Here is a 24,462-nt window from a genome sequence, read left to right on the forward strand (position 1 = left end):
CCATGGCCGCTGCTGCCCCTGTCCCGCCCGCCCCTCACATCCCTGTCCTCTTGCGCCCGCTCCTGGCCGCCGTTGCCCCCGTGCGCGGCACCTGGCTTGATGGCACGCTGGGCGCCGGGGGCTATGCGCGCGGGCTTCTGGAGGCGGGTGCCGATCAGGTCATCGGCGTGGACCGCGACCCGCTGGCCATCGCCATGGCGCGGGACTGGGGTGCGCCCTACGGCGACCGGCTGCGGCTGGTGCAGGACAATTTCGCGGCGATGGACAGCCATGCCGAGGCGCTCGACGGCGTGGTGCTCGATCTCGGTGTGTCCTCGATGCAGCTTGATCAGGCGACGCGCGGCTTTTCCTTCATGCGCGACGGCCCGCTTGACATGCGGATGAGCCAGGAAGGGCCAAGCGCCGCCGATCTGGTCAACACCGCCGCCGAGGCGCAACTGGCCGATATCCTTTATCTTTACGGCGAGGAACGCGCGAGCCGGCGCATCGCCCGCGCCATCCTGCGGGCGCGCGAAACAGCTCCCATCGAGACCACCGCCCAACTGGCCGCCATCGTCGAGCGCTGCCTGCCGCGCGCCAAACCCGGTCAGGCACATCCCGCGACCCGCAGCTTTCAGGCCATCCGCATCGCCGTCAACGACGAATACCGCGCCCTTATGGGCGGGCTGGAGGCGGCCGAGCGCGCGCTCAAACCCGGCGGACAACTGGCGGTCGTCACCTTTCATTCCATCGAGGACCGGATCGTGAAACGCTTCTTGCAGAGCCGCGCGGGCGCGCAGGGCGGCGGCAGCCGTCACGCCCCCGAGACGCAGCGCGAGGCACCGCAATTCACGCTCAGGACCCGCAAGGCCATCGCGCCCGATGACGCGGAACTGGCCGACAACCCCCGCGCGCGCTCGGCCCGGCTGCGCATCGGCATCCGCACCGACGCAGCCCCCGGCCTCTCGGACCCCGCCGCGCTCGGCCTGCCCATGCTGAAGGGAGAGAAATGATGCGCAGCCTGCTCCATGTTCTGACGGCGCTTGCCGTGATCGGCCTCGCCTTCTGGGCCTACCGCGAGAATTACCGCACCCAGGCCGCGATTGCAGAGGCCGAACGCCTGCAATCAGGCATCGCCGAGGCACGCCAGCGGCTTCGGATGCTCAACGCCGAATGGGCCTATCTCAACCGGCCCGACCGGCTGATGGATCTGGTCGAGATGAATTATGACCGGCTCGGCCTCATGCCGCTGCAACCGCACCAGTTCGGGCGCATCGATCAGGTGGCCTATCCGGCCCCGGCGGCGCTGATTCTCAACAATCCGGTCGATGTCTCCAACACCGAAGAGCAACTGCCATGATCCGCACGCCGCTGCGCCCGCTGGCGCGTATCCTCGAAGCGCGCCGCAAGGGCGAGAACCCCGACGCCATCGAGCGCGAGAATATCCGCCTGCGCCACGAGGAAATGCGCGACCGCGCGCGCCGCCGCGCCGAGGGGCGGCTTCTGGTGCTTGCGGGGCTGTTTTTCATCGGCTTCACCGCCGTGGGCGGCAAGATGGCGGTGCTGGCACAATCCGAACCCGCCGAGCCGCGCATCAGCAGCGAAGGCGCACAAATTCAGGCGCAGCGCGCCGATATCGTGGACCGGCAAGGCCGCGTTCTGGCAACCAACCTCGACACCTACAGCCTCTATGCCCAGCCGCATCAGATGGTGGACCCGGTGCGCGCCGCCGAAACGCTGGTGAAGATTTTCCCCGATCTCGACGGCGAGCGGCTCCTGCGCGATTTCACCGGCACGCGCAAGTTTCTCTGGATCCGCCGCACCCTCAGCCCCGAACAGAAGCAGGCGGTGCATGACATCGGCGAGCCGGGCTTGCTCTTTGGTCCGCGCGAGATGCGGCTTTACCCCAATGGGCGTCTGGCCGCGCATGTCATGGGCGGTGCCAGCTTTGGCCGCGAGGGCGTGCACGCCGCCGAGGTGGTGGGCGTCGCGGGGATCGAAAAGCAGCTTGACGAGCGCCTGCGCGACCCTGCCCGCGCGCATGAACCGCTGATCCTCTCGCTGGACCTCAGTGTGCAGGCGGCGATGGAGCGGGTCCTTTTGGGCGGCATGAAGATCATGAATGCCAAGGGTGCCGCCGGCATCCTGATGAACGCGCAATCGGGCGAGGTGATCGCCGTCGCCTCCTTGCCCGATTTCGATCCCAACAATCGCCCGCCCTTGCCCACGACGGGCAATCCCGATGACAGCCCGCTCTTCAACCGCGCGGTGCAGGGTGTCTACGAGCTTGGCTCGACCTTCAAGGTCTTCACGCTGGCGCAGGCGCTGGATCTGGGTCTGGTGACCCCCGCCACCGTCATCGACACGCGCAGCCCGATGCAATGGGGCAAGTTCCGCATCCGCGATTTCCGCAATTACGGCCCCGAACTCAGCGCGGAAAAGGTGTTGGTGAAGTCCTCCAACGTCGGCACCGCGCGCATCGCGCTCCAGATCGGCGGCGCGCGGCAAAAAACCTTTCTCGACGCGCTCGGCTTCATGCAGCCCTCGCCGCTCGAGATCAGCGAGGCATCGGGCAGCGGCCCGCTTTTGCCGAAAAACTGGTCGGAGTTGTCGACCATGACCATTTCCTACGGTCACGGCCTCTCGACCAGTCCGATGCACCTTGCCGCCGCTTATGCCACCATCGTCAACGGCGGGCGGCTTGTCACGCCGACACTATTGCGCGACCCGACCCGCACACCGGGGCCTCGCGTCATCTCCGAGGCGACATCGGCCGCCATGCGCGACATGATGCGCAAGGTGGTGAGCGAGGGCACGGCCAGCCTGGCCGAGGTGGAAGGCTATGCCGTGGGCGGCAAGACCGGCACCGCCGACAAACCCAAGGCCAGGGGCGGCGGCTATTACAAGGACAAGGTCATCGCCAGTTTCGCGGGCATGTTCCCCGCCGATGATCCGAAATACGTGCTCGTCGTCACGCTGGACGAGCCGGTGGAAACCTCCGGCAGCGAAGCGCGCCGCACCGCGGGCTGGACCGCCGTCCCCGTTGCCGCCGAAATCATCCGCCGCACCGCGCCGCTGTTGGGACTCAGACCCATGATTGAACACGCCGGAGTGCCTGTTATAAGGCCCGCATCTCAGTAAGGGCGGATGGCGCGCGTGGGGCAGATACGGACACTGACAGAGCTTGGCCTGACAGCGCAGGCCGGACGGCAGGCGCGCATCACCGGGCTTGCCACCGACAGCCGCGCGGTGCGCGAGGGGATGCTGTTCGCGGCGCTTCCGGGCACGCAGGTTCATGGCGCGCGCTTCATCGAGGCGGCGCTTGCGCAGGGTGCGGCGGCGATCCTCACCGATGCGACGGGCGCACGTCTTGCCGCCGACGCGCTCGGCTTGCATCAGGCCGCGCTTGTCGTGGCCGAGGACCCGCGCCAGACGCTCGCCTTTACCGCAGCCCTCTGGTTCGGCGCGCAACCCGAAACCATGGTGGCCGTGACCGGCACCAACGGCAAGACCTCGGTCGCCACCTTCACCCGCCAGATCTGGGAAGCGCTCGGGCTTGACGCGGTCAATCTCGGCACCACCGGGGTGGAAGGCGCGGTGCGCGCGCCGCTCTCCCACACCACCCCCGAGCCGATCACACTTCACCGCGTGCTGGCCGACTGCGCGGCGCAGGGCGTGACCCATGCCGCGATGGAGGCCTCCTCGCACGGTCTTGCGCAGGCGCGGCTGGACGGGGTGCGCCTCGTGGCGGCGGGGTTTACCAACATCACGCAGGACCATCTCGACTATCACCCCGATTTCGAGAGCTATTTTCAGGCCAAATCGGGCCTCTTCGCCCGCGTCCTGCCCGAGAGCGGCGTGGCGGTGATCAATATCGACGACCCCAATGGCGCGCGCATGGCCGAGATTGCCACCGACCGGGGGCAGGATCTTCTGACCGTCGGGCGCCGCGATGGCGCCGATCTGCACCTTCTCGCGCAACGCTTCGATGCCACCGGTCAGGTGATCCGGCTCGCGTGGGAGGACCGCATCCACCAGATACGCCTTGACCTCATCGGCGGGTTCCAGGCAGAAAACGTGGCGCTCGCGGCAGGGCTTGCCATCGGCGCGGGCGCGGACCCCGCGCGCGTGCTGGCGGAACTGTCGGGCATGACCACGGTGCGCGGGCGGATGCAACTGGCCGCGACGCGCGGCAATGGCGCGGCGGTCTTCGTCGATTATGCCCATACCCCCGATGCCGTCTCGACAGCCATCCGCGCGCTGCGCCCGCATGTCATGGGACGGCTTGTCGCCATCATCGGCGCGGGCGGCGATCGTGACCGGGGCAAGCGCCCGCTGATGGGACAGGCCGCCGCACAATTCGCCGATGCGGTGATCGTGACCGACGACAACCCCCGCTCCGAAGACCCGGCCACGATCCGCGCGGCGGTGCTCTCGGGCTGTCCCGGCGCGGCGGAAGTGGGCGACCGCGCCGAGGCGATCCTGCGCGGCGTCGATGCGCTCGGGCCCGGCGATGCGCTGCTCATTTGCGGCAAGGGGCACGAGACAGGGCAGGTTGTCGGGCAGGACGTGCTGCCCTTCGACGATGCCGAACAGGCCAGCCTGGCCGTCGCCGTGCTTGACGGGGGCGTGGCATGAGCCTCTGGACCGCAGCCGAGGCGGCGGCGGCCACAGGGGGCCGCGCGACGGGCGACTGGGCCGCTTTGGGCGTCTCCATCGACACGCGCACATTGCAGCGGGGCGATCTTTTCGTGGCGCTCAGCGCGGCACGCGACGGGCATGAATTCGTGGCGCAGGCGCTGGCGAGGGGGGCGGCGGCGGCGCTTGTCAGTCGCATCCCCGAAGGTGTCACCGCCGACGCGCCGCTCCTTCTGGTCGAGGATGTGCAAACCGCGCTCGAGGCATTGGGGCGCGCGGGCCGCGCACGGATGCGGGGCCGGATCATCGCCGTGACCGGTTCGGTGGGCAAGACCTCGACCAAGGAGATGCTGCGCGCGGTGCTCTCGCATCAGGGCCGCACCCATGCCGCCGAGGCCAGCTACAACAATCACTGGGGCGTGCCGCTGACGCTGGCGCGGATGCCCGAGGACACCGAGTTCGCCGTGATCGAGATCGGCATGAACCATCCCGGAGAAATCGCGCCGCTCTCGCGCATGGCGCGCCCGCATATCGCGGTGATCACCACGGTCGCCGCCGCCCATCTGGAGGCGTTCGAGAGCCTTGAGGGCATCGCGCGCGAGAAGGCCGCGATCTACGAGGGGCTGGAACCGGGCGGCGTGGCGCTGATGAATGCCGACATCGAGACCGCGCCGATCCTCCATGAGAGCGCCGCGCGCCATGCCGCGCGCGTGCTGGGCTTCGGCACGGCGCGGGCCGCGCATCACCGCCTGTTGTCGGTCGGTCTGCATGACGGAGCGACGGTGGCGCAGGCCCGCGCATGGCGCACGCCGCTGCTTTACAAGATCGGCGTGACGGGGCGGCATTTTGCCATGAACGGGCTGGCGGTGCTGGCAGTGGTGCGCGTGCTTGGCCTTGACCGGGCCGTGGCGATTGCCGATCTGGCGCGCTGGTCGCCCCCCGAGGGGCGCGGCACGCGCGAACGGCTGGTGCTCGATCTGGCCGCCGATGGCATGAGCATCGACCTCATCGACGACGCCTTCAACGCCAACCCCGAATCCATGGCCGCCGCCCTTGAGGTGCTGGCCGCGAGCACCCCGCGCCATGACGTGGGCCGCGTCTCGCAAGGGCGGCGCATTGCCATTCTGGGCGACATGCTGGAACTGGGCGAGACCGAGACGGCGCTCCACGCCGCGCTTGCCGCCCTGCCTGCGATGGCAGCGGTGGACGAGGTGCATTGCGTGGGCCCCCGGATGCGCGCCCTCTGGGAGGCGCTGCCCGAGCGCAAGCGCGGGCGTCACAGGGCCACCGCCGAGGACCTCGCGGCCGAGGCGCATCGCCTGATCGACGCGGGCGATGTGGTGCTGGTCAAAGGCTCCAAGGGGAGCAAGGTAAGCCTTGTCGTCGCGGCGCTGCGCCGCGCGGGCCGGGGCATGGAAGAGGAACGCGGGTAATGCTCTACTGGCTGACACTGTTCTCGGACGGGGGCGATATCTTCAACCTTTTCCGCTACATCACCTTTCGCGCGGGCGGCGCTTTCCTGACCGCGCTGGTCTTTGGCTTCATCTTCGGGCAACCGCTGATCAACGTGTTGCGCCGCCGTCAGGGCAAGGGCCAGCCGATCCGCGAGGATGGCCCCGCGACCCATTTCGCCAAGGCCGGCACGCCCACCATGGGCGGGCTCCTGATCGTCGGCGCGCTGGTCACCTCGACCCTCTTCTGGGCGCGGCTTGACAATCCCTATGTCTGGCTCGTGCTGTTCGTCACCCTCGGCTTTGCGATGATCGGCTTTGCCGACGATCTCGCCAAGGTCTCCAAGGGCAATGTGAAGGGCGTGCCGGGCCGCGTGCGCCTTGCCCTGGGCTTCGCCATCGCGCTCGTCGCAACGCTCTGGGCGGGGTATCACCACCCCGACGCGCTGCAAAATCAACTGGCCCTGCCGGTGTTCAAGGACGTGCTGCTGAACATGGGGGTTTTCTTCATTCCGTTTGCGATGTTCGTGATCGTGGGCGCGGCCAATGCCGTCAACCTCACCGACGGGCTGGATGGGTTGGCGATCATGCCGGTGATGATCGCCTCGGCCACGCTTGGCGTCATCGCCTATACGGTGGGGCGGACGGATTTTACCGAATATCTCGGCCTGCATTACGTGCCCGGAACAGGCGAGATCCTGATCTTCGTCGCGGGGCTGGTGGGCGGCGGTCTCGGCTTTCTGTGGTATAACGCCCCGCCTGCCGCCGTCTTCATGGGCGATACCGGCAGCCTGGCGCTTGGCGGCGCGCTCGGGGCCATCGCGGTGGCCACCAAGCACGAGCTGGTTCTCGGCATCGTCGGCGGGCTCTTCGTGGTCGAGGCGCTTTCGGTCATCATTCAGGTGCTCTATTTCAAGCGCACCGGCAAGCGCGTATTCCTGATGGCCCCCATCCACCACCATTACGAGAAAAAGGGCTGGGCCGAGCCGCAGATCGTCATCCGCTTCTGGATCATCGCGCTCATCCTGGCGATCATCGGGCTGGCGACGCTGAAACTGCGATAGGCGGCGCCGGTCCGGCCGTGTCGTGACACGCGAGGCTTTCGTCACACGCCCCGAGCGCGCACGCCGTCCGGTGCCTGTTACATCCCTCGCCGCCATGTGATTTGCGACCACAGGACCAAGCCATTAGGCAAGGCACGCTGGTCATCCGGCCAGCGACGCGAAACACCCGAGGGAACACCGATGGACGCACGGCTCCGCCTTACCCCGCAGGACCGGCTCGACGGTCTGGCGCTCTTGATCCTGCGGCTGGGGCTGGCGTGGTTCGTGTTCCTCTGGGCCGCGCACAAGATCATTACCCCCAAGCAATATCAGAGCCTTGCGCGGCATTTCGACGGGGTCGACGTGAGCCTGACACAGGTCTACACGATGGGGGGCCTGCAAATCGCGCTTTGCGGGCTCGTGGCGCTCGGGGTATTCCGCTATTTCAGCTATGGCAGTTTGCTCTTGATGCATTTTTTCACCGTCACCCGCCGCTGGGAGGGGTTTTTCGACCCCTTCGCGCTCAACGATCGCGGCTTTCCGGTGAACCGCAATCAGGTCATCGACCTTGCGGTGCTGGGTGCCTTCATCGCGCTCGTGCTGCTTGTCCGGCGCGACCATTTCAGCATCGGCGGCTGGCTGGCCCGCCACGACAGGGCGCGCTGGTGGATGTAATCCATACCGGGGCTTGACCCCGCGCGCGCGGTTGCCGACATGGGAGGGGCAACAGATGCGAGAGAGCCGATGCCCGATCCCAACCCCGCCGCGCTGACATTCCTGCAAACGCGCCGGTCGCGCCCGGCCAAGACGCTTGGCCTGCCGGTGCCCGACCGCGCGGCGCTTCTGCCGCTTCTGGTGGCGGCGCTGCGCGTGCCCGATCATGGCAAGCTGGAGCCCTGGCGCCTTGTCGTGCTGGAGCGCGGCGCGCTCGCGCGGCTGGCGGGGCTGGTGCCCGAGGTGGGCGCGCGGCTGGGGCGCGCGCCCGAGGAGACCGCCAAGCAGGAGGCGCAATTCGCCGAGGCGCATCTTGCCGTGGCGGTGATCGCGTCGCCGAAACCCTCAGGGAAGATCCCCGCCATCGAACAGACCTATTCGGCCGCCTGCGTGGCTTACGGCCTTCTGAGCGCGGCGCTGGCGGCGGGCTGGGGGGCGAACTGGCTGTCGGGCTGGGCCAGCCATGACCAGGGCTTTGGCGAGGCGGCGCTCGGGGTCGCAGAGCATGAGACCATCGTCGGTTTCATCCATATCGGCACCGAGACCGCCGCCCCCCCCGAACGGCCGCGCCCCGATCCCGAAGCGGTGATCACCTGGATGACAGAATGATTTTCCCGGCTTTCCTCAAGACGCTCGGCCAGACCGGCGACCCGCGCTTTCGCCGTGTGCTGCTGCTTGGTATCGGGCTGACACTGGCCCTGCTTTTTGCGGTCTATGCGGGCGTGCTCTGGCTCATTCAGGCGATGGTGGGCGACAGCACGGTGCTGCCGTTCATCGGCGAGGTGACATGGCTGGGCGACCTACTGAGCGGCGCGTCACTGCTGCTGATGATGATCCTTTCGGCCTTTCTCATGGTGCCGGTCGCCTCGGCCATCACCTCGATGTTTCTCGACGAGGTGGCGCAGGCGGTGGAGGATCGGCATTACCCCGCGCTGCCGCCCGCGCCCTCCGTGCCCTTCGGCGAGGCGCTCAAGGACACGGTGAATTTCCTTGGCGTCATCATCGGCGCGAACCTTCTCGCGCTCATCCTCTACGTGATCTTCACGCCGTTCGCTCTTTTCATCTTCTGGGGTCTGAACGGCTATCTTCTGGGGATGGAGTATTTCCAACTGGCCGCCATGCGCCGCGAGGGGCGCGAGGGGGCGCGTCAGTTGCGCAAGAAACACCGCCTGACGATCTGGGCGGCGGGGGTGCTCATGGCGATGCCGCTCTCGCTGCCCTTGGTGAACCTGGTGATCCCGGTGCTGGGGGCCGCGACCTTCACCCATATCTACCATGCTATCCGGCGGCAGGGCCCATCCGGTTGAACAGGTCGATATCGCGCACCGAGATCACGCCCGACAGGATCACCCAGGCCGCGATGGCCCAGAGCACGGCAGCGATCCCGGAGGTAATCCACGCCTTCTTGCGCAGGTGATGATGCTCCGGCGCACCGGCCTGCGTGCCGGGCACGATCCGGCCCAGATCGCCCTGCGTCTCTATGCGGATCGGCAGCACGATGAAAAACGTCAGGAACCAGATCACCACATAGAGCACGATGGCCGAGGTGACACCCATCAGACCTGCTCCAGTTCCACAAGGCACCCCTGAAAATCCTTGGGGTGCAGGAACAGAACCGGCTTGCCATGCGCCCCGATTTTCGGCTCGCCCGTGCCCAGAACCCGCGCGCCGCTGGTCAGAAGGTGGTCGCGCGCGGCGAGGATATCCTCGACCTCGTAGCAGACATGGTGAATGCCGCCCGAGGGGTTCTTGTCCAGAAACCCCTTGATCGGGCTCTCCTCGCCCAAGGGATAGAGCAGTTCGATCTTGGTATTGGGCAGGTCTATGAACACGACCGTGACCCCGTGGTCGGGTTCGTCCTGTGGCGCGCCGACCTTTGCGCCGAGCGCCTCACGATACTGCGCGCTTGCGGCCTCGAGATCGGGCACGGCGATGGCGACATGGTTGAGACGTCCGATCATGGGGCGCTTCCTTCTGGCTGGTCTGGGGGGGGTTATGGCGCGGGCGCGGGCCGCTTTCAAGCGGCAGGGCGCCGCAGAGGGCCATTAACCCCGCGTTCATCATGAGCGGGCAAGCTGGGGGCGTTCTCGTCCCGAAAGGAGCCCTGCGATGATCGACCCGGATACGCGCCCCCGCCCCTGCGCCACCCTGCCCGCCCGTCCCCTTCTGGGGCTGACGGTGCTGGTGGTGGAGGACAGCCGCTTTGCCTCCGAGGCGCTGCGCCTGATGTGCCTGCGCAGCGGCGCGCGCCTGCGCCGCGCCGACAGCCTGCGCGCGGCGCATCGGCATTTGCAGGTCTACCGTCCCTCGGTGATGATCGTCGATGCGGGATTGCCGGATGGCTCCGGCCTCGATCTCATCAGGACCATGAGCGCCGCGTGCCCGCGCATCTCGGTGATTCTCGCCATGAGCGGCGATGTCGGGCTTGGGGGCGCGGCGCGGCGCGCGGGCGCGGACGGGTTCCTGCCCAAGCCGATGGTGCGGCTGGCGGAATTCCAACAGGCGATGCTGCGCCACCTGCCGCCGGACCGCTGCCCGGTCGGGCCCTATGCGCTGTCACAGGAACGCATCACGCCCGATCGCCTTGCCTATCGCGACGACCTCGAGCATGTCCACGCGGTGCTGGCCGCCCGCCCCGGTGCGGCGGCGTTGTCCTATGCCGCGCAGTTCCTCATCGGCGTGGCGCAGGCGGCGGGCGATCCGGCGCTGGCACAGGCCGCAAGCGGCCTGACCGGGCACGGACCCGAGGCGGGGCTGGCGCATGTCATGGGCCTGATCGAGGCGCGGCTGGCCGAGCCGGTGGCGATCTGAGCCGCTTACGCCTGCGGCAGCACCCGCAGGCCAAGCTCCATGAGTTGCTCGGGCGTGGGATCGGAGGGCGCGTTCATCATCAGATCCTCGGCGCGCTGGTTCATCGGGAACATGATCACCTCGCGGATGTTCGATGTGCCCGCCAGCAGCATCACGATGCGGTCGATCCCCGCCGCACAGCCGCCATGAGGCGGCGCGCCATACTGGAACGCGCCCACCATGCCGCCGAACCGCTTGCGCACCTCTTCCTCGCCATAGCCCGCCAACTCGAACGCCTTGAACATGATCTCGGGGCGGTGGTTGCGGATCGCGCCAGAGACCAATTCATACCCGTTACAGGCAAGGTCGTACTGATAGCCCAGCACGCCCAGCGGATCGCCGTCGAGGGCGTCGCGCCCGCCCTGCGGCATGGAAAACGGGTTGTGGCTGAAATCGACGCGGCCGCTTTCGTCGTCGCGCTCATACATCGGGAAATCGACGATCCAGGCAAAGGCAAAGCGGTCCTGATCGCTCAGCCCCAATTCATCGCCGATCACCGTGCGCGCCTTGCCCGCCACCCGCTCGAACGCCTGCGGCTTGCCGCCAAGGAAGAAGGCAGCATCGCCGACGCCAAGGCCAAGCTGCTGGCGAATGGCCTCGGTCCGCTCGGGGCCGATATTCTTGGCGAGGGGGCCTGCGGCTTCCATCGCGCCGTCGGCTTCGCGCCAGAAGATATACCCCATCCCCGGCAGGCCCTCTTTCTGGGCAAAGGCGTTCATGCGGTCGCAGAACTTGCGGCTGCCGCCCGTGGGCGCGGGGATGGCGCGGATCTCGGTGCCGTCCTGCTCCAGCAATTTTGCGAAGATGGCAAAACCTGATCCCCGGAAATGCTCGGACACGTCCTGCATCTCGATCGGGTTGCGCAGGTCGGGCTTGTCGGTGCCGTATTTGAGGAGCGCCTCGGCATAGGGGATCTGCGGCCAGTCCCCGGGCGCATCGACCCGCGCGCCGCCGCCGAATTCCTGAAACACGCCCGCGATCACCGGGGCTATGGTGTCGAACACGTCCTGCTGCTCGACAAAGCTCATTTCCATGTCAAGCTGGTAGAAATCGGTGGGCGAGCGGTCGGCGCGGGGGTCCTCGTCGCGGAAACAGGGCGCGACCTGGAAATATTTATCAAACCCCGAGACCATGATGAGCTGCTTGAACTGCTGCGGGGCCTGCGGCAGGGCGTAGAACTTGCCCGGATGCAGGCGCGAGGGGACGAGGAAATCGCGCGCGCCCTCAGGCGAAGAGGCGGTGATGATCGGCGTCTGGAACTCGCGGAACCCCTTGTCCCACATGCGCCGCCGGATCGAGGCCACCACGTCCGAGCGCAGCACCATGTTGCGCTGCATCCCCTCGCGGCGCAGATCGAGGTAGCGGTAGCGCAGGCGCGTTTCCTCGGGGTATTCCTGATCGCCAAAGACCTGAAGCGGCAATTCGGACGCCGCGCCGAGGATTTCCATGTCGCGGATATAAACCTCGACCTCGCCGGTGGGGAGTTTCGCGTTCACAAGGCTCGCATCGCGCGCCTTCACCTCGCCGTCGATGCGCACGCAATATTCGGCGCGCAAGCCGTCCACGGCCTTGAAAACCGGGCTGTCAGAGTCGCACAGCACCTGCGTTACGCCATAGTGATCGCGCAGGTCGATGAAGAGAACCCCGCCGTGATCGCGGATGCGGTGGACCCATCCGGCAAGGCGGACAGTCTCGCCAACATGGGATTTCCTCAGATCGGCGCAGGAATGGCTGCGATATGCGTGCATTTTGGCTCTCCGGGGCCGGGAACGGCGCGGTTCGGGGTTTGTCTCGGGTCCGGGCCGATACACATGGGCGGCGCGGCAAAGTCAAGCCGGGACCGGACCCCGCGAAAGGGGAATCGTGTTTGGGAAACGGTGACGGCACGGCAGGGCGACCTCGATTTTGATAGGCAATCCCGATAGGGAGGCCTGCGTTGGGGCGGCCATCCCGTCGCGCTCGGGGCAAGCCAGTGGGCGACGCGGCGACGGTGCACCCCCATCCGCGACGGCCTTCTCCCTGCACACCGCTTGCCCGGGCGCTTGCGCCGCCATGCCAGCTGGGGCAAGACTGATCGCGGATTTGTCGAAAGGCCGCCCATGACCAACAGGATCGCGCTTGCGCTCGGTGCCATGCTCGTTCTCGCGCTCGGTTATGACATGGCGCAAAACGACATGGCCGGCGCGCTTTTTGTCGCGCGCAAGCTCCTCGATCTGATCGACTGGCTGGCCTTCTGGCGCTGATCACTTTCGTTTTACGGCGGATTGACAGAGTTGCGTTTTCGCGTATGTTCGCATCAAAAAGTTAGCGCTAACATCCAGAGGAAGCCACGCAATGACAACGACCCTCGCCATCAACGGTTTCGGACGGATCGGGCGGAACGTGCTGCGCGCGCTGGTGGAATCGGGGCGCACCGATCTGCGGATCATCGCCATCAACGATCTCGGCCCGGTCGAGACCAACGCGCACCTTCTGGAATTCGACAGTGTCCACGGCCGCTTTCCCGGCCTCGTCAAGGTGGACGGCGACACCATCGACGCAGGGGCCGGTCCGATCCGGGTGACGGCGCTGCGCGAGCCCGAGGCGCTGCCCTGGAGCGATGTGGATATCGTGCTGGAATGCACCGGTATCTTCACCGAGCGCGACGCCGCCGCGCGTCATCTCCGGAACGGCGCGCGCCGGGTGCTTGTCTCGGCCCCGGCCAGGAACGCCGACCGCACCGTGGTTTACGGCGTGAACCACGCCGACCTGACATCCGACGACATCATCGTCTCGAACGCGTCCTGCACCACCAACTGCCTCGCCCCCGTGGCCAAGGTGCTGCATGAGGTGGTCGGCATCACGCGCGGCTTCATGACCACGATCCACAGCTATACCGGCGATCAGCCGACGCTCGACACCATGCATCGTGACCTCTATCGCGCGCGGGCCGCGGGCCTCAACATCATCCCCACCACAACCGGGGCCGCGCGCGCCGTGGGTCTTGTCTTGCCGGACCTCGCGGGCCGTCTCGACGGCACAGCCATCCGCGTGCCCACCCCGAACGTGAGCGCCGTCGATCTGACCTTCGAGGCCGCACGGGACACAAGCGCCGAGGAAATCAACGCCGCCATCGCAGAGGCCGCCACCGGCCCGCTCAGGGGCATTCTTGACGTGACGGGCCGCGAACTGGTGTCATCGGATTTCAACCACAACCCGATGAGCGCGGTTTTCGCCACCGACCAGACCCGCGTGATGGACGGCCATCTGGTCCGGGTTCTGGCCTGGTATGACAACGAATGGGGGTTTTCCAACCGGATGCTGGACGTGGCCGCAGCCATGGCGGGCGCGGACTGACCCTCAGCCGAATTTCCCGGCCAGCGCCGCCTTGACCAGGGGGGTCACGAATTTCGACACATCCCCGTCCAACCGCGCGATTTCCTTGACCAGCTTCGACGCGATCGCCTGATGGCCTGCGTCCGCCATGAGAAATACCGTCTCGACGGTGTTGTCGAGCGCGCGGTTCATGCCGACCATCTGGAATTCATACTCGAAATCCGCCACCGCGCGCAGGCCGCGAATGATGATCTGCGCACCGACATCATGGGCGCAGTGAATCAACAGGTTCTCGAACGGATGGGCCACGATCTCGGTGCCGGTGAGCTTCGACAGCCCCACACATTCCGCCTCGATCATCGCCACCCGCTCTTCGAGCGAGAAGAGCGGCCCCTTGTCGCGATTGATGGCCACGCCGATCACCAGCCGGTCCACCAGCATCGCCGCGCGCCGAATTATGTCGATGTGACCCAGGGTTATCGGGTCGAAAGTGCCGGGATAGAGGGCGATGCGCATGAGGCGGCTCCGTTCTTGCAGTCGTGTGGCACGCAACAAGATTGCGCGCGCCGATGCAAGCCCCTCAGTAGCCCATGATCATGCCTTCGAGCGCGTTTTTCTCCATCGACAGCTCTTCCAGCCGCGCCTTGACCACGTCGCCGATGGTCACGATGCCCACAAGGCGGCCCTCCTCGACCACCGGCATATGCCGGAAACGGCCATCGGTCATGCGGGTCAGCACCGCGTCGGATGTGTCCTGCCGCGAGCAGCAGACCGGGTTGCGCGTCATCATCTCGCTCACCGTTTCCTTGAGACAGCCCGCACCACGCACCGCCAGCGCCCGCACGATATCGCGCTCCGACAGGATGCCGTCAGGCCGCTCGCCATCGGCGGACACGACCACCCCGCCGATCCGGCGCTCGGCAAGAATGCTGGCAGCCTCCGAGACAAGGGTTTCGGGGGTAACGGTGATCACGCCGCTATCGCCTTTGGATTTCAGAATCTGGTGAACGAGCATGTCGGGACCCTTCCGAAACAAAATGTCGATAACACTAGCGTGATCGACAATAAAATTCCTGTCAAGTCTCGGCCTCCAGTCGCGCAACTTCCGCGCGCAGCCCCTCGACAAGGGCGGTCGCAAAACGGTTCTGCCGCTCCAGCCGCCGGTCATCGGCATGGCGCACGAGGTAAAAGCTGCGCGTGAGCGAAAGCTGATCGGGCAGAACCCTGGTCGCGCGCAGCCAGGGCAACGAAAAATCGTGCAGAACCCCGATCCCCGCCCCCTGCCGCACGAGGTTGAGCTGAACAGCGACCGAATTGGACGCCAGATCCACCCGGCCAATCCCCGCCTCGCTCAGATAATCCAATTCGCGGTCGAAGATCATGTCCTGGATATAGCCGACGATGCGGTGGCCATGCAGGTCCTCGAGCCGGGTGATCGGCGGATGCGCGCGCAGATAGGCGCGCGAGGCCGCCAGATGAAGCCGGTAATCGGTGATCTTCTGCACCGTGAGGCGGCCCGCCGTCGGCGGGCTGACGGCGATGACCATATCCGCCTCGCGCCGCGTCAGGTTGAAGACGCGCGGCAATGCGACGATCTGGATTTCAAGATCCGGGTTCTCCTTGCCGATGGCCGCGCAGACCTGGGGCAGCAGGTAATTGGCGCAGCCATCCGGCGCACCGATCCGGATTTGCCCCGAGAGCCCCCCCGCCTGCCCGCCCAGCTCGGTCGCCGCCTCCTCCATCGCCTGTTCGGCGCGGATCGCGTGGGCCATGAGCCGCGCGCCCGCCTCGCTCAGCGCATAGCCGGTGGGGGATTTGGCGAAAAGCGGTGCGCCAAGGTCTTCCTCAAGCCGGGCGACGCGGCGGCCCACCGTGGCCGGGTCGATCCGCAGCACACGGCCCGCGCCCGACAGGCTTTCCTCGCGCGCGACAGCAAGGAATATGCGGATATCGTCCCAATGCGGCATCATCCCCGCCCCCTTTTGCAGAATTGCAAATCCATAATGGAATCTTGCCTCTTTTTCATCGAGTTTTGCAAGGCTAGGCTTCGCGCGACTTCAGAGGAGGATCCCAGATGCAAGAGCTGACCCATTATATCAACGGTGCCCATGTCAAAGGCACGTCGGGGCGCTATTCGGACGTATTCAACCCCGCCACCGGCGAGGTGCAGGCGCGCTGCCCGCTGGCGTCACCTGCGGAAATGGCGCAGGCCGTTGCCGCAGCCGAGGCCGCGCAACCGGCATGGGCCGCCACCAACCCGCAGCGCCGGGCGCGGGTGATGATGGAATTCGTGCGCCTGCTCAACCGCGACATGGACAAGCTGGCCGAAGCGCTCAGCCGCGAGCATGGCAAGACCTTCCCCGACGCCAAGGGCGATGTGCAGCGCGGGCTTGAGGTGGTCGAATACTGCATCGGCGCGCCGCAACTGCTCAAGGGCGAGTTCACCGATGGCGCGGGCCCCGGCATCGACATCTATTCCATGCGCCAGCCGCTTGGCGTGACAGCCGGGATCACCCCGTTCAACTTCCCGGCCATGATCCCGATGTGGATGTTCGCGCCCGCGCTCGCCTGCGGCAACGCCTTCATCCTGAAACCCTCCGAGCGTGACCCCTCGGTGCCCCTGATGCTGGCCGAACTGATGGAGGAGGCGGGCCTGCCCAAGGGCGTGCTTCAGGTCGTCAATGGCGACAAGGTGGCGGTCGATGCGATCCTCGATGACCCGGTAATCCAGTCGATCGGCTTCGTGGGCTCCACGCCGATTGCCGAATATATCTACGGGCGGGGCTGCACCAACGGCAAGCGCGTGCAGTGCTTTGGCGGTGCCAAGAACCACATGATCGTGATGCCCGACGCCGACATGGATCAGGCCGCCGATGCGCTGATCGGGGCCGGCTATGGCGCGGCAGGCGAACGCTGCATGGCGATCTCCGTGGCCGTGCCGGTGGGCGACGAAACCGCTGACCGGCTGATCGCGAAGCTGGTGCCGCGCATCGAAAAGCTGAAAGTGGGGCCTTATACCGCCGGCAATGACGTGGATTACGGCCCCGTGGTGACGGCAGAGGCCAAGCAGCGCATCCTCGGGCTGGTGGAATCCGGCATCGCGCAGGGTGCCGAATTGGTGGTGGATGGCCGCGATTTCAAATTGCAGGGCTACGAGGATGGGTTCTTTGTCGGGCCGCACCTTTTTGACCGCGTGACGCCGGAGATGGACATCTACCGGCAGGAAATCTTCGGCCCCGTGCTCTCGACCGTGCGCGCGGGCAGCTATGAGGAGGCCGTGAAACTGGCGATGGACCACGAATACGGCAACGGCACCGCGATCTTTACCCGTGACGGCGACGCCGCGCGCGATTTCGCCAGCCGTATCAATGTCGGCATGGTCGGCATCAACGTGCCCATCCCGGTGCCGCTGGCCTATCACACCTTCGGCGGCTGGAAGAAATCGGGCTTTGGCGATCTCAACCAGCACGGGCCGGACGCGTTCAAGTTCTACACCCGCACCAAGACCGTGACGGCGCGCTGGCCGTCGGGGATCAAGGAAGGCGGCGAGTTCAACTTCAAGGCGATGGACTGAGCCGGACGGGACAGGAACGGGGGGCCAGCCCCCCGTGACCCCCCGGGATATTTCCGGCCAGAAGAAACCGGTATGCGCCGGTTTTTTCTTGGCAGCCTCCCTAGTGCGGTGTTTTTTGGGACCACTGACCACGGAGGCGGCCCATGGCGATCACGGCACCGGAGTTCACCATCGGGATCGAGGAGGAATACCTTCTTGTCGATCTTGACAGTCTTGCGCTCGCCCCCGCGCCAGAGGCGCTGATGCGGGCCTGCGCGCAGGAGTTGGAGGGGCAGGTCAGCCCCGAATTCCTGAATTGCCAGATCGAGATCGGCACCAAGCCCTGTGCGACCGTGGCCGAGGCGCGCGAGGACCTGCGCCGGCTGCGCCGCGCCGTGGCCCGGCACGCCAAGGCACACAACCTCGCCCCCATCGCGGCGTCGTGCCATCCGTTCTCGGACTGGCGCGCGCAATCGCATACCGACAAGCAGCGCTATAACGACCTGTCGCACGATCTGGCGGGCGTGGTGCGGCGGATGCTGATTTGCGGGATGCATGTGCATGTGGGGATCGAGCCGCCCGACCGGCGCATCGACCTGATGAACCAGTTCAATTATTTCCTGCCGCATCTTCTGGCGCTGTCGTGCTCCTCGCCCTATTGGCAGGGGCAGGATACCGGGCTCGCAAGCTACCGGCTCACCGTCTTCGACAACCTGCCGCGCACCGGCCCTCCCCCCCGGATGGAAAGCTTTGGAAGTTTCGAGCGCTCGGTTCAGGCGCTCGTGGATCTGGGCGTGATCGAGGATGCCAGCAAGATCTGGTGGGACCTGCGCCCCTCCTCGCGCTTTCCCACCATCGAGTCGCGCATCTGCGACGTGCAGCCCCGGCTGGAGGATGCGCTGACGCTGGCGGCGCTCACGCAGGCACTGGCGCGGATGCTGTGGCGGCTGGCGCTGAAAAACCAGCGCTGGCGCATCTACGACGCATTCCTCGTTTCGGAAAACCGCTGGCGCGCGCAGCGCTACGGGACGACCCATGGGCTGATCGATTTCGGTCGCGGCGAGATCGTGGAGATGGCCGTTCTGGTCGAGGAAATCCTGGAGCTGATCGCCGAGGATGCGGAATTTTTCGGCTCAACCTTCGAGGTCGAGGCCGCGCGCGACATCCTTGACCGCGGCACCAGCGCGGAGAGACAGCGCGCGGTCTTTGCCGCCGCCCGCGACACCGGCCAGACCGAGGCGGAGGCGCTGCAATCGGTGGTGCGCCACCTGATCGAGGAATACCACGCCGATTGCGAAGGCTGAGCGCCCTCAGCGCACCGTCACATTGGCCGCGCTTTCGGGCAGTTCCTCGTCAAAGCAGCGCTGGTAGAACTCGGCCACGGTCTGACGCTCCAGCTCGTCGCATTTGTTGAGGAAGGTCAGCCGGAAGGCGTAGCCGACATTGCGGAAGATCGTGGCGTTCTGCGCCCATGCGATCACGGTGCGCGGGCTCATCACGGTCGAAAGCTCGCCATTCATGAAGGCGGTGCGCGAGAGATCGGCGACCGTCACCATGCGGCTGATGGTCTTGCGCCCTTCGGCGGTGTTGTAGAGCGGGTTCTTGGCCAGAACGATGGCGGTTTCGGCGTCATGGCTGAGATAGTTGAGCGTGGCCACGAGGCTCCAGCGGTCCATCTGGCCCTGGTTGATCTGTTGGGTGCCGTGATAGAGGCCGGTGGTGTCGCCCAGACCAACCGTATTGGCGGTCGCAAAGAGGCGAAAGAACGGGTTCGGCGTGATCACCTCGTTCTGATCGAGCAGCGTCAGCTTGCCGTCGGCCTCAAGCACGCGCTGGATGACGAACATCACATCGGCGCGGCCCGCGTCGTATTCGTCAAAGACAATAGCGGTGGGATTGCGCAGCGCCCAGGGCAGGATGCCCTCGTGAAACTCGGTCACCTGCACCCCGTCGCGCAGCTTGATCGCGTCCTTGCCGATGAGGTCGATCCGGCTGATATGGCTGTCGAGGTTGACGCGCACGCAGGGCCAGTTGAGGCGCGCCGCCACCTGCTCGATATGGGTGGATTTGCCGGTGCCGTGATAGCCCTGGATCATCACCCGGCGGTTGTGGGAAAATCCCGCGAGGATGGCCAGCGTCGTGTCAGGGTCGAACTTGTAGGTCGAATCGAATTCCGGCACCCGCTCCGTGCGCTCGGGGAAGCCCTTGACGATCATGTCGGTGTCGATGCCGAATGTTTCGCGGACGGAGATTTCCTCGGTCGGTTTCGCATTGATGTCGATGGTGCCGTCCGCCATGTCGCCCTGGTCCTTCAGATCGCGTGGTTTTGTCTGTGCCGTGGTGCAACATATCGCGGGCAAGGGCAAGGGGAAGGGGCGCGCCCTAGTCCGCAAGCACCGCGATCTCGCCAAGCGCCTCGGCATCCACGATCCGCACCTGCCCGCGTGCCAGCGCCACGATCCCGCGCCGCGCCAGCGCATCGAGCCTGCGCGAGACCACCTCGCGGGCGGTGCCGATCATCACCGCCAGTTCGGCATGGGTAGCGGCAACCACGCCGCCCTTTGCGCGCGCCAGAAGACAGGCGGCAAGCCGCGTCTCGACCCGCTGGAACGCCACCCGGTCAAGCAAGTGCATCATGGATTGCAGCCGCGCAGCGAAGGCAGCGAAGACGAAGCCGCGAAAGGCCGGGGCCTCGTCCATCAGGCGCAGGAACAGATCGCGCGGCACCAGAACGATTTCCGAGGCTTCGCGCGCCACCGCCTCGCCGGAATAGTCCTCGCCGCCCATCAGGCCGAGGGTGGATTGCACGCAGCTTTGCCCCGGCACCACCTCGTAGAGCAGGATCTCGCGGCCCGAGAGCCCCGTGAGATAGACATCGACCCGGCCCCGGAGCACAATCACGAATCCCTTTACCGTCTCGCCGGGGCGAAAGAGCACCGCGCCCTCGGGCACCTCCATAGGGCTGAGCCGGTCAAGCGCCGCCGCCACCGCGCCCTCGACCGGCGACAGCCCCGTGGCGCGCGCCCGCCAGCCCATCAGCCGCGTCCGCGAGCCTCGAATCGCGGCAGCATGGCCGAGAAATCGCGGCCCTTGCCGCCCTCAGCCTCGACGAATTGCGCATAAAGATCGCAGGCCGCGCGGCCCATCGGCGTGTCGGCATCGGCGGCCTCGGCCGCTTGCTGCGACAGGCGCAGGTCCTTGAGCATCAGGTCGGCGGCGAAGCCGGGGGTGTAGCCGTTATCGGCGGGCGATTTGGGGCCGACGCCCGGCGCGGGGCAATAGGCGTTCATCGACCAGCTATAGCCCGAGGAGGTCGAGACCACGTCGAACATCGCCTGCCGGTCAAGGCCCAGCTTGTCAGCGAGTGCGAAGGCCTCGCAAGTGGCGATCATGGTCACGCCGAGGATCATGTTGTTGCAGATCTTGGCCGCCTGCCCATTGCCGGACGGGCCGCAATGAACCGCCTTTTGTCCCATTATGTCAAAGAGTTCCGAGGCGATCTTGAAGCCCGCCTCGTCACCCCCCACCATGAAGGTGAGCGTGCCCGCCGCCGCCCCGCCGACGCCGCCCGAGACCGGCGCATCGAGCGCGTGATGCCCTGCCGCCACCGCCTCTGCGGCCACGTCGCGGGCCGATTGCACATCGACGGTGGAGCAATCGAGCAGCACCGCGCCCGTGTCCATCGCCGGGATCACCTCGGACGCCACGCGGCGCAGGATGTCACCATTTGGCAGCATGGTGATGACCACCGCCGCGCCCTTGGCGGCCTCGGCGGCACTCGCGGCGGCGCTGACGCCCTCGGGCATGGGAGCGGCGAGATCAAAACCTGCCACCTCGTGCCCGGCCTTGGCGAGATTGGCCGCCATCGGCGCGCCCATATTGCCCAGCCCGATGAATCCGATCTTCATTGTGTTTACTCCTCCAGTGTCAGGGCGTCCTTGCCCAAAGGCATCAGCATCTGCGAGACCGCATAGCCCGGCAGGCTGTCAAGCGCATGTTTCCATTGTGGTTTGCGATCCTTGTCGATGATCGCGGCGCGAATCCCTTCCAGAAAATCGCCCTGCTCCATGGCCCGCCAGGTGAACCGGTATTCAAGGCCAAGGGCGCGCGCGATATCCGCCGACGGGCCGCGCAGACGGTGGATCATCTCGACCGCGCAGGCCATCGAGAGGGGGGAGTTGCGCGCCAGTGTCTTGAGCGTGTCGCGGGCGAAATCACTGTCTGCGGCGCGCAGGGAATTGACGATGTCGTGCAACGTCTCACCGCCGAAATGCGCGTCTACCTGGGACCGGAGCGTGCTCAGCCCGCCTTGCGGCGGGGCCTCGCTCAGTTCGGATATGGCCTCGGTCGTGCCGGTTTCCAGAAGGCGTCCGGTCAGGTCCGGCCACTTCAAGTTATGGATGTAAACATCTGCAAAACCTGTAAGTATTGCATCCGCAGCCCCCATCCGCGTGCCGGTCATGCCCAGGTATTCCCCCAGCCGCCCCGGCGCCCGCGCGAGAAGCAGCGAGCCGCCCACATCCGGCACGAGGCCGATGCCGCATTCGGGCATGGCGATCTGCGTGCTCTCGCAGACCACCCGGTGCGAGCCGTGGCAGGAGACGCCCACGCCGCCGCCCATGACGAACCCCTGCATCAGCGCCACATAGGGTTTCGGATAGCGCGCGATTTTCGCATTGAGCCGGTATTCATCCGCCCAGAACCGCCGCCCATAGGCGAAATCACCCGCGCGGCCCGTATCGTAGAGCTGCTGGATATCGCCGCCCGCGCAGAACGCGCGATCCCCCTCGGCGTCGATCAGCACAAGCGCCACACCCTCGTCGTCGCGCCAGTCGTCAAGCGCCGCCTCGATGGCCATGGCCATGTCATAACTCAGCGCATTCAAGGCCTTGGGCCGCGTCAGCGTGATCCGCCCCGCGCGCCCCTCCTTGCGGATATGGATATCGCCGCTCATCACGCGCTCAGCATCTGCCGCGCCACGATGAGGCGCATGATCTCGTTGGTGCCCTCGAGGATTTCATGCACGCGCAGATCGCGCACCAGCTTCTCGATCCCGTAATCGGCCAGATACCCGTAACCGCCATGCAGTTGCAGGCACTGGTTGACGATGCGTGATCCGGCCTCGGTCACGAATTTCTTGGCCATGGCGCAGAACTTGGTGGCGTCGGGCGCGTCGGTGTCGAGCTTCCACGCCGCCTGCCGCAGAAAGGTGCGCGCCGCCTGAAGCTCGATCTCCATATCCGCCAGCCGGAATTGCAGCGCCTGAAACTGGTCGATGGATTTGCCGAACGCGCGGCGCTCGGCCATGTAGGCCAGCGTCATGTCGATGGCCTGCTGCGCCGCGCCAAGCGAGCAGGCCGCGATGTTGAGCCGTCCGCCATCCAGCCCGTTCATTGCATATGTGAAACCTTTCCCCTCTTCACCCACCAAATTCGCCGCTGAAATGTTGCAATTGTCAAACTGCACCTGACGGGTCGGCTGCGCCCTCCAGCCCATCTTGTCCTCCAGACCACCAAAACTCAGCCCCGGCGTGCCATCCTCGACATAGACGGTCGAGATGCCCTTGGGCCCGTCGCCACCGGTGCGCACCATGACCACATAGGCGTCCGAATAGCCGCCCCCCGAGATGAAAGCCTTGGTGCCGTTGAGGGTGTATCCCTCGTTGGTGCGCTCGGCGCGGGTGCGCAGCGCGGCGGCGTCCGAACCCGATCCCGGCTCGGTCAGGCAATAGGCGAGCACGGTTTCCATGGTCATCGCCTTGGGCAGCATACGCGCCTTCATCTCGGGGCTGGCGAATTTGTCGATCATCTTGGCGCACATGTTGTGGATCGACAGGAACGCCGCCACCGCCGGGCAAGCCATGGAAAGCGCCTCGAAGACAAGCGTCGCGTCAAGCCGCGTGAGGCCCGAACCGCCCGCCTCCTCGCTCACGTAAAGCCCGCCGAATCCAAGCGCGCCGATCTCTGGCCACAGCTCTTTCGGGATGGTGCCCGCCGTTTCCCATGCGCGGGCGTGGGGCGCGATCCGCTCCTGGCCAAAGGCGTGGGCCATGTCGAACATGGCGGTCTGTTCCTCGCTGAGGGCAAAATCCATCGGTGGCTCCTGGTCGTTGAATTGAACGCTTGTTAATTTCCAATTCTTGCGGGAATGTTGCAAGGGGATATGTCGCCAACCCTGAAGCCTGACCGTAGCGTGACAGCGAAGCTTGAACAAGTTTACAGGCTGTCTGGTATCTACGAACTTCATCAAAACCGGATGCGACACGCTGTTCGGTCATGCGCGCTCTGTGCGCCGAACGAAGATCCGCGCAGGCCCTGGCCCGACGCGTGCACGGCACCCATGGGGTCAGCCAAACCGTTCCGGTTTCGAAAGGGAGAGAATGGTGCGGTCGAGACGCATTGAATTTCTATATCTTGCTGTCCCACCATATCTCTTAATTGAATTTTATCAGATACTTAAAGTAATTTCTGTTCATCATAACGTTGCAACTTGTTCCACGCTATCCCATTTGTAGGGGTGGATAAGATGGTGGACAAGATGACCCGTGCCTTGAACAAGCTTTCCGCTGCTTTCGTGCGCACAGCGCCAATCGGCAAGCACTCCGATGGAGGTGGGCTATGGCTTCACCAGCGCAGCGATGGAGGCGCGCAGTGGTTTCTCAGGATCACAGTGCATAGCAGGCGTCGGGAAATGGGGCTTGGCCCATTGTCCACTGTGACACTCAAGCAAGCCAGGAGCGATGCCGAGAAGTGGCGCGCTATCGCCCGTCAAGGGAAAGACCCGATCAAGGAGCGCGAGAAGGAGCGGCGGCAACAAGAACGTAACTGCTCCATCCCGGATGATCACGTTTCTCCTCGGCGATCCGCCCTCTTCATGGCAAGATCGGTCCTGAGAGACATTTGGACGGAGGCGCGGACAT

At 65.9% G+C, this 24,462-nt stretch carries 26 protein-coding genes; 15 read left to right on the forward strand and 11 right to left on the reverse strand.

From position 1 onward, the window contains the following. Positions 1-2 precede the first annotated feature (2 nt). From rsmH to ACSSV8_RS14200, 9 genes are all read left to right on the forward strand, one after another. The gene (gene rsmH / locus ACSSV8_RS14160) at positions 3-992 is read left to right on the forward strand and encodes a 16S rRNA (cytosine(1402)-N(4))-methyltransferase RsmH (protein WP_454282870.1); all 990 of its coding nucleotides are present in this window, start codon (positions 3-5) and stop codon (positions 990-992) included. Beyond that, the gene (gene ftsL / locus ACSSV8_RS14165) at positions 992-1,339 is read left to right on the forward strand and encodes a cell division protein FtsL (RefSeq protein WP_354539458.1); all 348 of its coding nucleotides are present in this window, start codon (positions 992-994) and stop codon (positions 1,337-1,339) included. The genes rsmH and ftsL overlap by 1 nt, the downstream gene beginning before the upstream one ends. Then, complete coding sequence (locus tag ACSSV8_RS14170) at positions 1,336-3,120, forward strand: peptidoglycan D,D-transpeptidase FtsI family protein (RefSeq protein ID WP_454282871.1); 1,785 nt, start codon at positions 1,336-1,338, stop codon at positions 3,118-3,120. The genes ftsL and ACSSV8_RS14170 overlap by 4 nt, the downstream gene beginning before the upstream one ends. 6 nt (positions 3,121-3,126) lie before the next feature. Next, positions 3,127-4,617 (forward strand): UDP-N-acetylmuramoyl-L-alanyl-D-glutamate--2,6-diaminopimelate ligase, encoded by a 1,491-nt coding sequence (locus ACSSV8_RS14175; protein WP_454282872.1) that lies wholly within the window; start codon positions 3,127-3,129, stop codon positions 4,615-4,617. Continuing rightward, the gene (locus tag ACSSV8_RS14180) at positions 4,614-6,050 is read left to right on the forward strand and encodes a UDP-N-acetylmuramoyl-tripeptide--D-alanyl-D-alanine ligase (RefSeq protein WP_454282873.1); all 1,437 of its coding nucleotides are present in this window, start codon (positions 4,614-4,616) and stop codon (positions 6,048-6,050) included. Before ACSSV8_RS14175 ends, ACSSV8_RS14180 begins: the two co-directional genes overlap by 4 nt. Continuing rightward, entirely contained in the window at positions 6,050-7,132 is a 1,083-nt protein-coding gene (gene mraY, locus ACSSV8_RS14185; protein ID WP_354539454.1) for a phospho-N-acetylmuramoyl-pentapeptide-transferase, read from the forward strand. The genes ACSSV8_RS14180 and mraY overlap by 1 nt, the downstream gene beginning before the upstream one ends. 180 nt (positions 7,133-7,312) lie before the next feature. Continuing rightward, positions 7,313-7,786, forward strand: a complete 474-nt coding sequence (locus tag ACSSV8_RS14190) for a hypothetical protein (protein ID WP_454282874.1) — start codon at positions 7,313-7,315, stop codon at positions 7,784-7,786. A gap of 69 nt (positions 7,787-7,855) precedes the next feature. Further along, positions 7,856-8,434: a nitroreductase family protein gene (locus tag ACSSV8_RS14195; RefSeq protein WP_454282875.1), complete on the forward strand. Its 579-nt coding sequence runs from the start codon at positions 7,856-7,858 to the stop codon at positions 8,432-8,434. Beyond that, on the forward strand, positions 8,431-9,132 hold the full coding sequence (locus tag ACSSV8_RS14200) for an EI24 domain-containing protein (protein ID WP_454282876.1): 702 nt from the start codon (positions 8,431-8,433) through the stop codon (positions 9,130-9,132). The genes ACSSV8_RS14195 and ACSSV8_RS14200 overlap by 4 nt, the downstream gene beginning before the upstream one ends. On the opposite strand, the gene ACSSV8_RS14205 is transcribed toward ACSSV8_RS14200, so the two are convergent. Together ACSSV8_RS14205 and mce are read right to left on the reverse strand one after the other, a co-directional pair. Beyond that, the gene (locus tag ACSSV8_RS14205) at positions 9,104-9,382 is read right to left on the reverse strand and encodes a DUF1467 family protein (RefSeq protein ID WP_354539450.1); all 279 of its coding nucleotides are present in this window, start codon (positions 9,380-9,382) and stop codon (positions 9,104-9,106) included. The two genes, ACSSV8_RS14200 and ACSSV8_RS14205, sit on opposite strands and share 29 nt — an antisense overlap. Next, the gene (gene mce / locus ACSSV8_RS14210) at positions 9,382-9,786 is read right to left on the reverse strand and encodes a methylmalonyl-CoA epimerase (protein WP_454282877.1); all 405 of its coding nucleotides are present in this window, start codon (positions 9,784-9,786) and stop codon (positions 9,382-9,384) included. Before mce ends, ACSSV8_RS14205 begins: the two co-directional genes overlap by 1 nt. Positions 9,787-9,934: 148 nt before the next feature. On the opposite strand from mce, the gene ACSSV8_RS14215 reads away from it, so the two are divergent. Then, positions 9,935-10,636, forward strand: coding sequence for a response regulator (locus tag ACSSV8_RS14215; protein WP_454282878.1), 702 nt, complete (start codon positions 9,935-9,937; stop codon positions 10,634-10,636). Between the two features lie 5 nt (positions 10,637-10,641). Here the strand turns inward: ACSSV8_RS14215 and aspS are convergent, their stop codons facing one another. Further along, positions 10,642-12,423 carry an aspartate--tRNA ligase gene (aspS, locus tag ACSSV8_RS14220; protein ID WP_454282879.1) on the reverse strand — a complete coding sequence of 594 codons (1,782 nt, stop codon included), beginning with the start codon at positions 12,421-12,423 and terminating at the stop codon, positions 10,642-10,644. Positions 12,424-12,774: 351 nt separating this feature from the next. Here aspS and ACSSV8_RS14225 point away from each other — a divergent pair, with 351 nt between their 5' ends. Both ACSSV8_RS14225 and gap read left to right on the forward strand, forming a co-directional pair. Continuing rightward, positions 12,775-12,918 carry a hypothetical protein gene (locus ACSSV8_RS14225; RefSeq protein ID WP_454282880.1) on the forward strand — a complete coding sequence of 48 codons (144 nt, stop codon included), beginning with the start codon at positions 12,775-12,777 and terminating at the stop codon, positions 12,916-12,918. Positions 12,919-13,009: 91 nt separating this feature from the next. Continuing rightward, a complete protein-coding gene (gene gap / locus ACSSV8_RS14230) occupies positions 13,010-14,011 on the forward strand; it encodes a type I glyceraldehyde-3-phosphate dehydrogenase (protein WP_354539445.1) in 1,002 nt (333 codons plus the stop codon). A 3-nt stretch (positions 14,012-14,014) separates the two neighbouring features. On the opposite strand, the gene coaD is transcribed toward gap, so the two are convergent. The 3 genes from coaD to ACSSV8_RS14245 all read right to left on the reverse strand — a co-directional run bounded on the left by coaD (position 14,015) and on the right by ACSSV8_RS14245 (position 15,960). Then, complete coding sequence (coaD, locus tag ACSSV8_RS14235) at positions 14,015-14,506, reverse strand: pantetheine-phosphate adenylyltransferase (protein ID WP_354539444.1); 492 nt, start codon at positions 14,504-14,506, stop codon at positions 14,015-14,017. Positions 14,507-14,570: 64 nt separating this feature from the next. Next, on the reverse strand, positions 14,571-15,005 hold the full coding sequence (locus ACSSV8_RS14240; protein ID WP_454282881.1) for a CBS domain-containing protein: 435 nt from the start codon (positions 15,003-15,005) through the stop codon (positions 14,571-14,573). A 61-nt stretch (positions 15,006-15,066) separates the two neighbouring features. Next, positions 15,067-15,960 carry a LysR family transcriptional regulator gene (locus tag ACSSV8_RS14245; protein WP_354539442.1) on the reverse strand — a complete coding sequence of 298 codons (894 nt, stop codon included), beginning with the start codon at positions 15,958-15,960 and terminating at the stop codon, positions 15,067-15,069. Between the two features lie 104 nt (positions 15,961-16,064). Here ACSSV8_RS14245 and ACSSV8_RS14250 point away from each other — a divergent pair, with 104 nt between their 5' ends. Both ACSSV8_RS14250 and ACSSV8_RS14255 read left to right on the forward strand, forming a co-directional pair. Continuing rightward, complete coding sequence (locus ACSSV8_RS14250) at positions 16,065-17,564, forward strand: CoA-acylating methylmalonate-semialdehyde dehydrogenase (RefSeq protein ID WP_454282882.1); 1,500 nt, start codon at positions 16,065-16,067, stop codon at positions 17,562-17,564. A gap of 143 nt (positions 17,565-17,707) precedes the next feature. Next, positions 17,708-18,847 carry a carboxylate-amine ligase gene (locus tag ACSSV8_RS14255; RefSeq protein WP_454282883.1) on the forward strand — a complete coding sequence of 380 codons (1,140 nt, stop codon included), beginning with the start codon at positions 17,708-17,710 and terminating at the stop codon, positions 18,845-18,847. Between the two features lie 6 nt (positions 18,848-18,853). Here ACSSV8_RS14255 and cobS read toward each other — a convergent pair whose 3' ends face one another. From cobS to ACSSV8_RS14280, 5 genes are all read right to left on the reverse strand, one after another. Beyond that, a complete protein-coding gene (cobS, locus tag ACSSV8_RS14260) occupies positions 18,854-19,840 on the reverse strand; it encodes a cobaltochelatase subunit CobS (protein WP_454282884.1) in 987 nt (328 codons plus the stop codon). An 85-nt stretch (positions 19,841-19,925) separates the two neighbouring features. After that, the gene (locus ACSSV8_RS14265; protein ID WP_454282885.1) at positions 19,926-20,579 is read right to left on the reverse strand and encodes a Crp/Fnr family transcriptional regulator; all 654 of its coding nucleotides are present in this window, start codon (positions 20,577-20,579) and stop codon (positions 19,926-19,928) included. Further along, a complete protein-coding gene (mmsB, locus tag ACSSV8_RS14270) occupies positions 20,579-21,451 on the reverse strand; it encodes a 3-hydroxyisobutyrate dehydrogenase (RefSeq protein ID WP_454282886.1) in 873 nt (290 codons plus the stop codon). Before mmsB ends, ACSSV8_RS14265 begins: the two co-directional genes overlap by 1 nt. A gap of 5 nt (positions 21,452-21,456) precedes the next feature. Further along, positions 21,457-22,497: an enoyl-CoA hydratase/isomerase family protein gene (locus tag ACSSV8_RS14275; protein WP_454282887.1), complete on the reverse strand. Its 1,041-nt coding sequence runs from the start codon at positions 22,495-22,497 to the stop codon at positions 21,457-21,459. Then, complete coding sequence (locus tag ACSSV8_RS14280; RefSeq protein WP_354539435.1) at positions 22,497-23,636, reverse strand: acyl-CoA dehydrogenase family protein; 1,140 nt, start codon at positions 23,634-23,636, stop codon at positions 22,497-22,499. The genes ACSSV8_RS14275 and ACSSV8_RS14280 overlap by 1 nt, the downstream gene beginning before the upstream one ends. Before the next feature lie 432 nt (positions 23,637-24,068). Between ACSSV8_RS14280 and ACSSV8_RS14285 the strand changes: the two genes are divergently transcribed. Further along, the coding region (locus ACSSV8_RS14285) for an Arm DNA-binding domain-containing protein (RefSeq protein WP_454282888.1) at positions 24,069-24,462 on the forward strand (394 nt) is incomplete at its 3' end.

The organism is Roseovarius sp. MBR-79, from assembly GCF_053628555.1.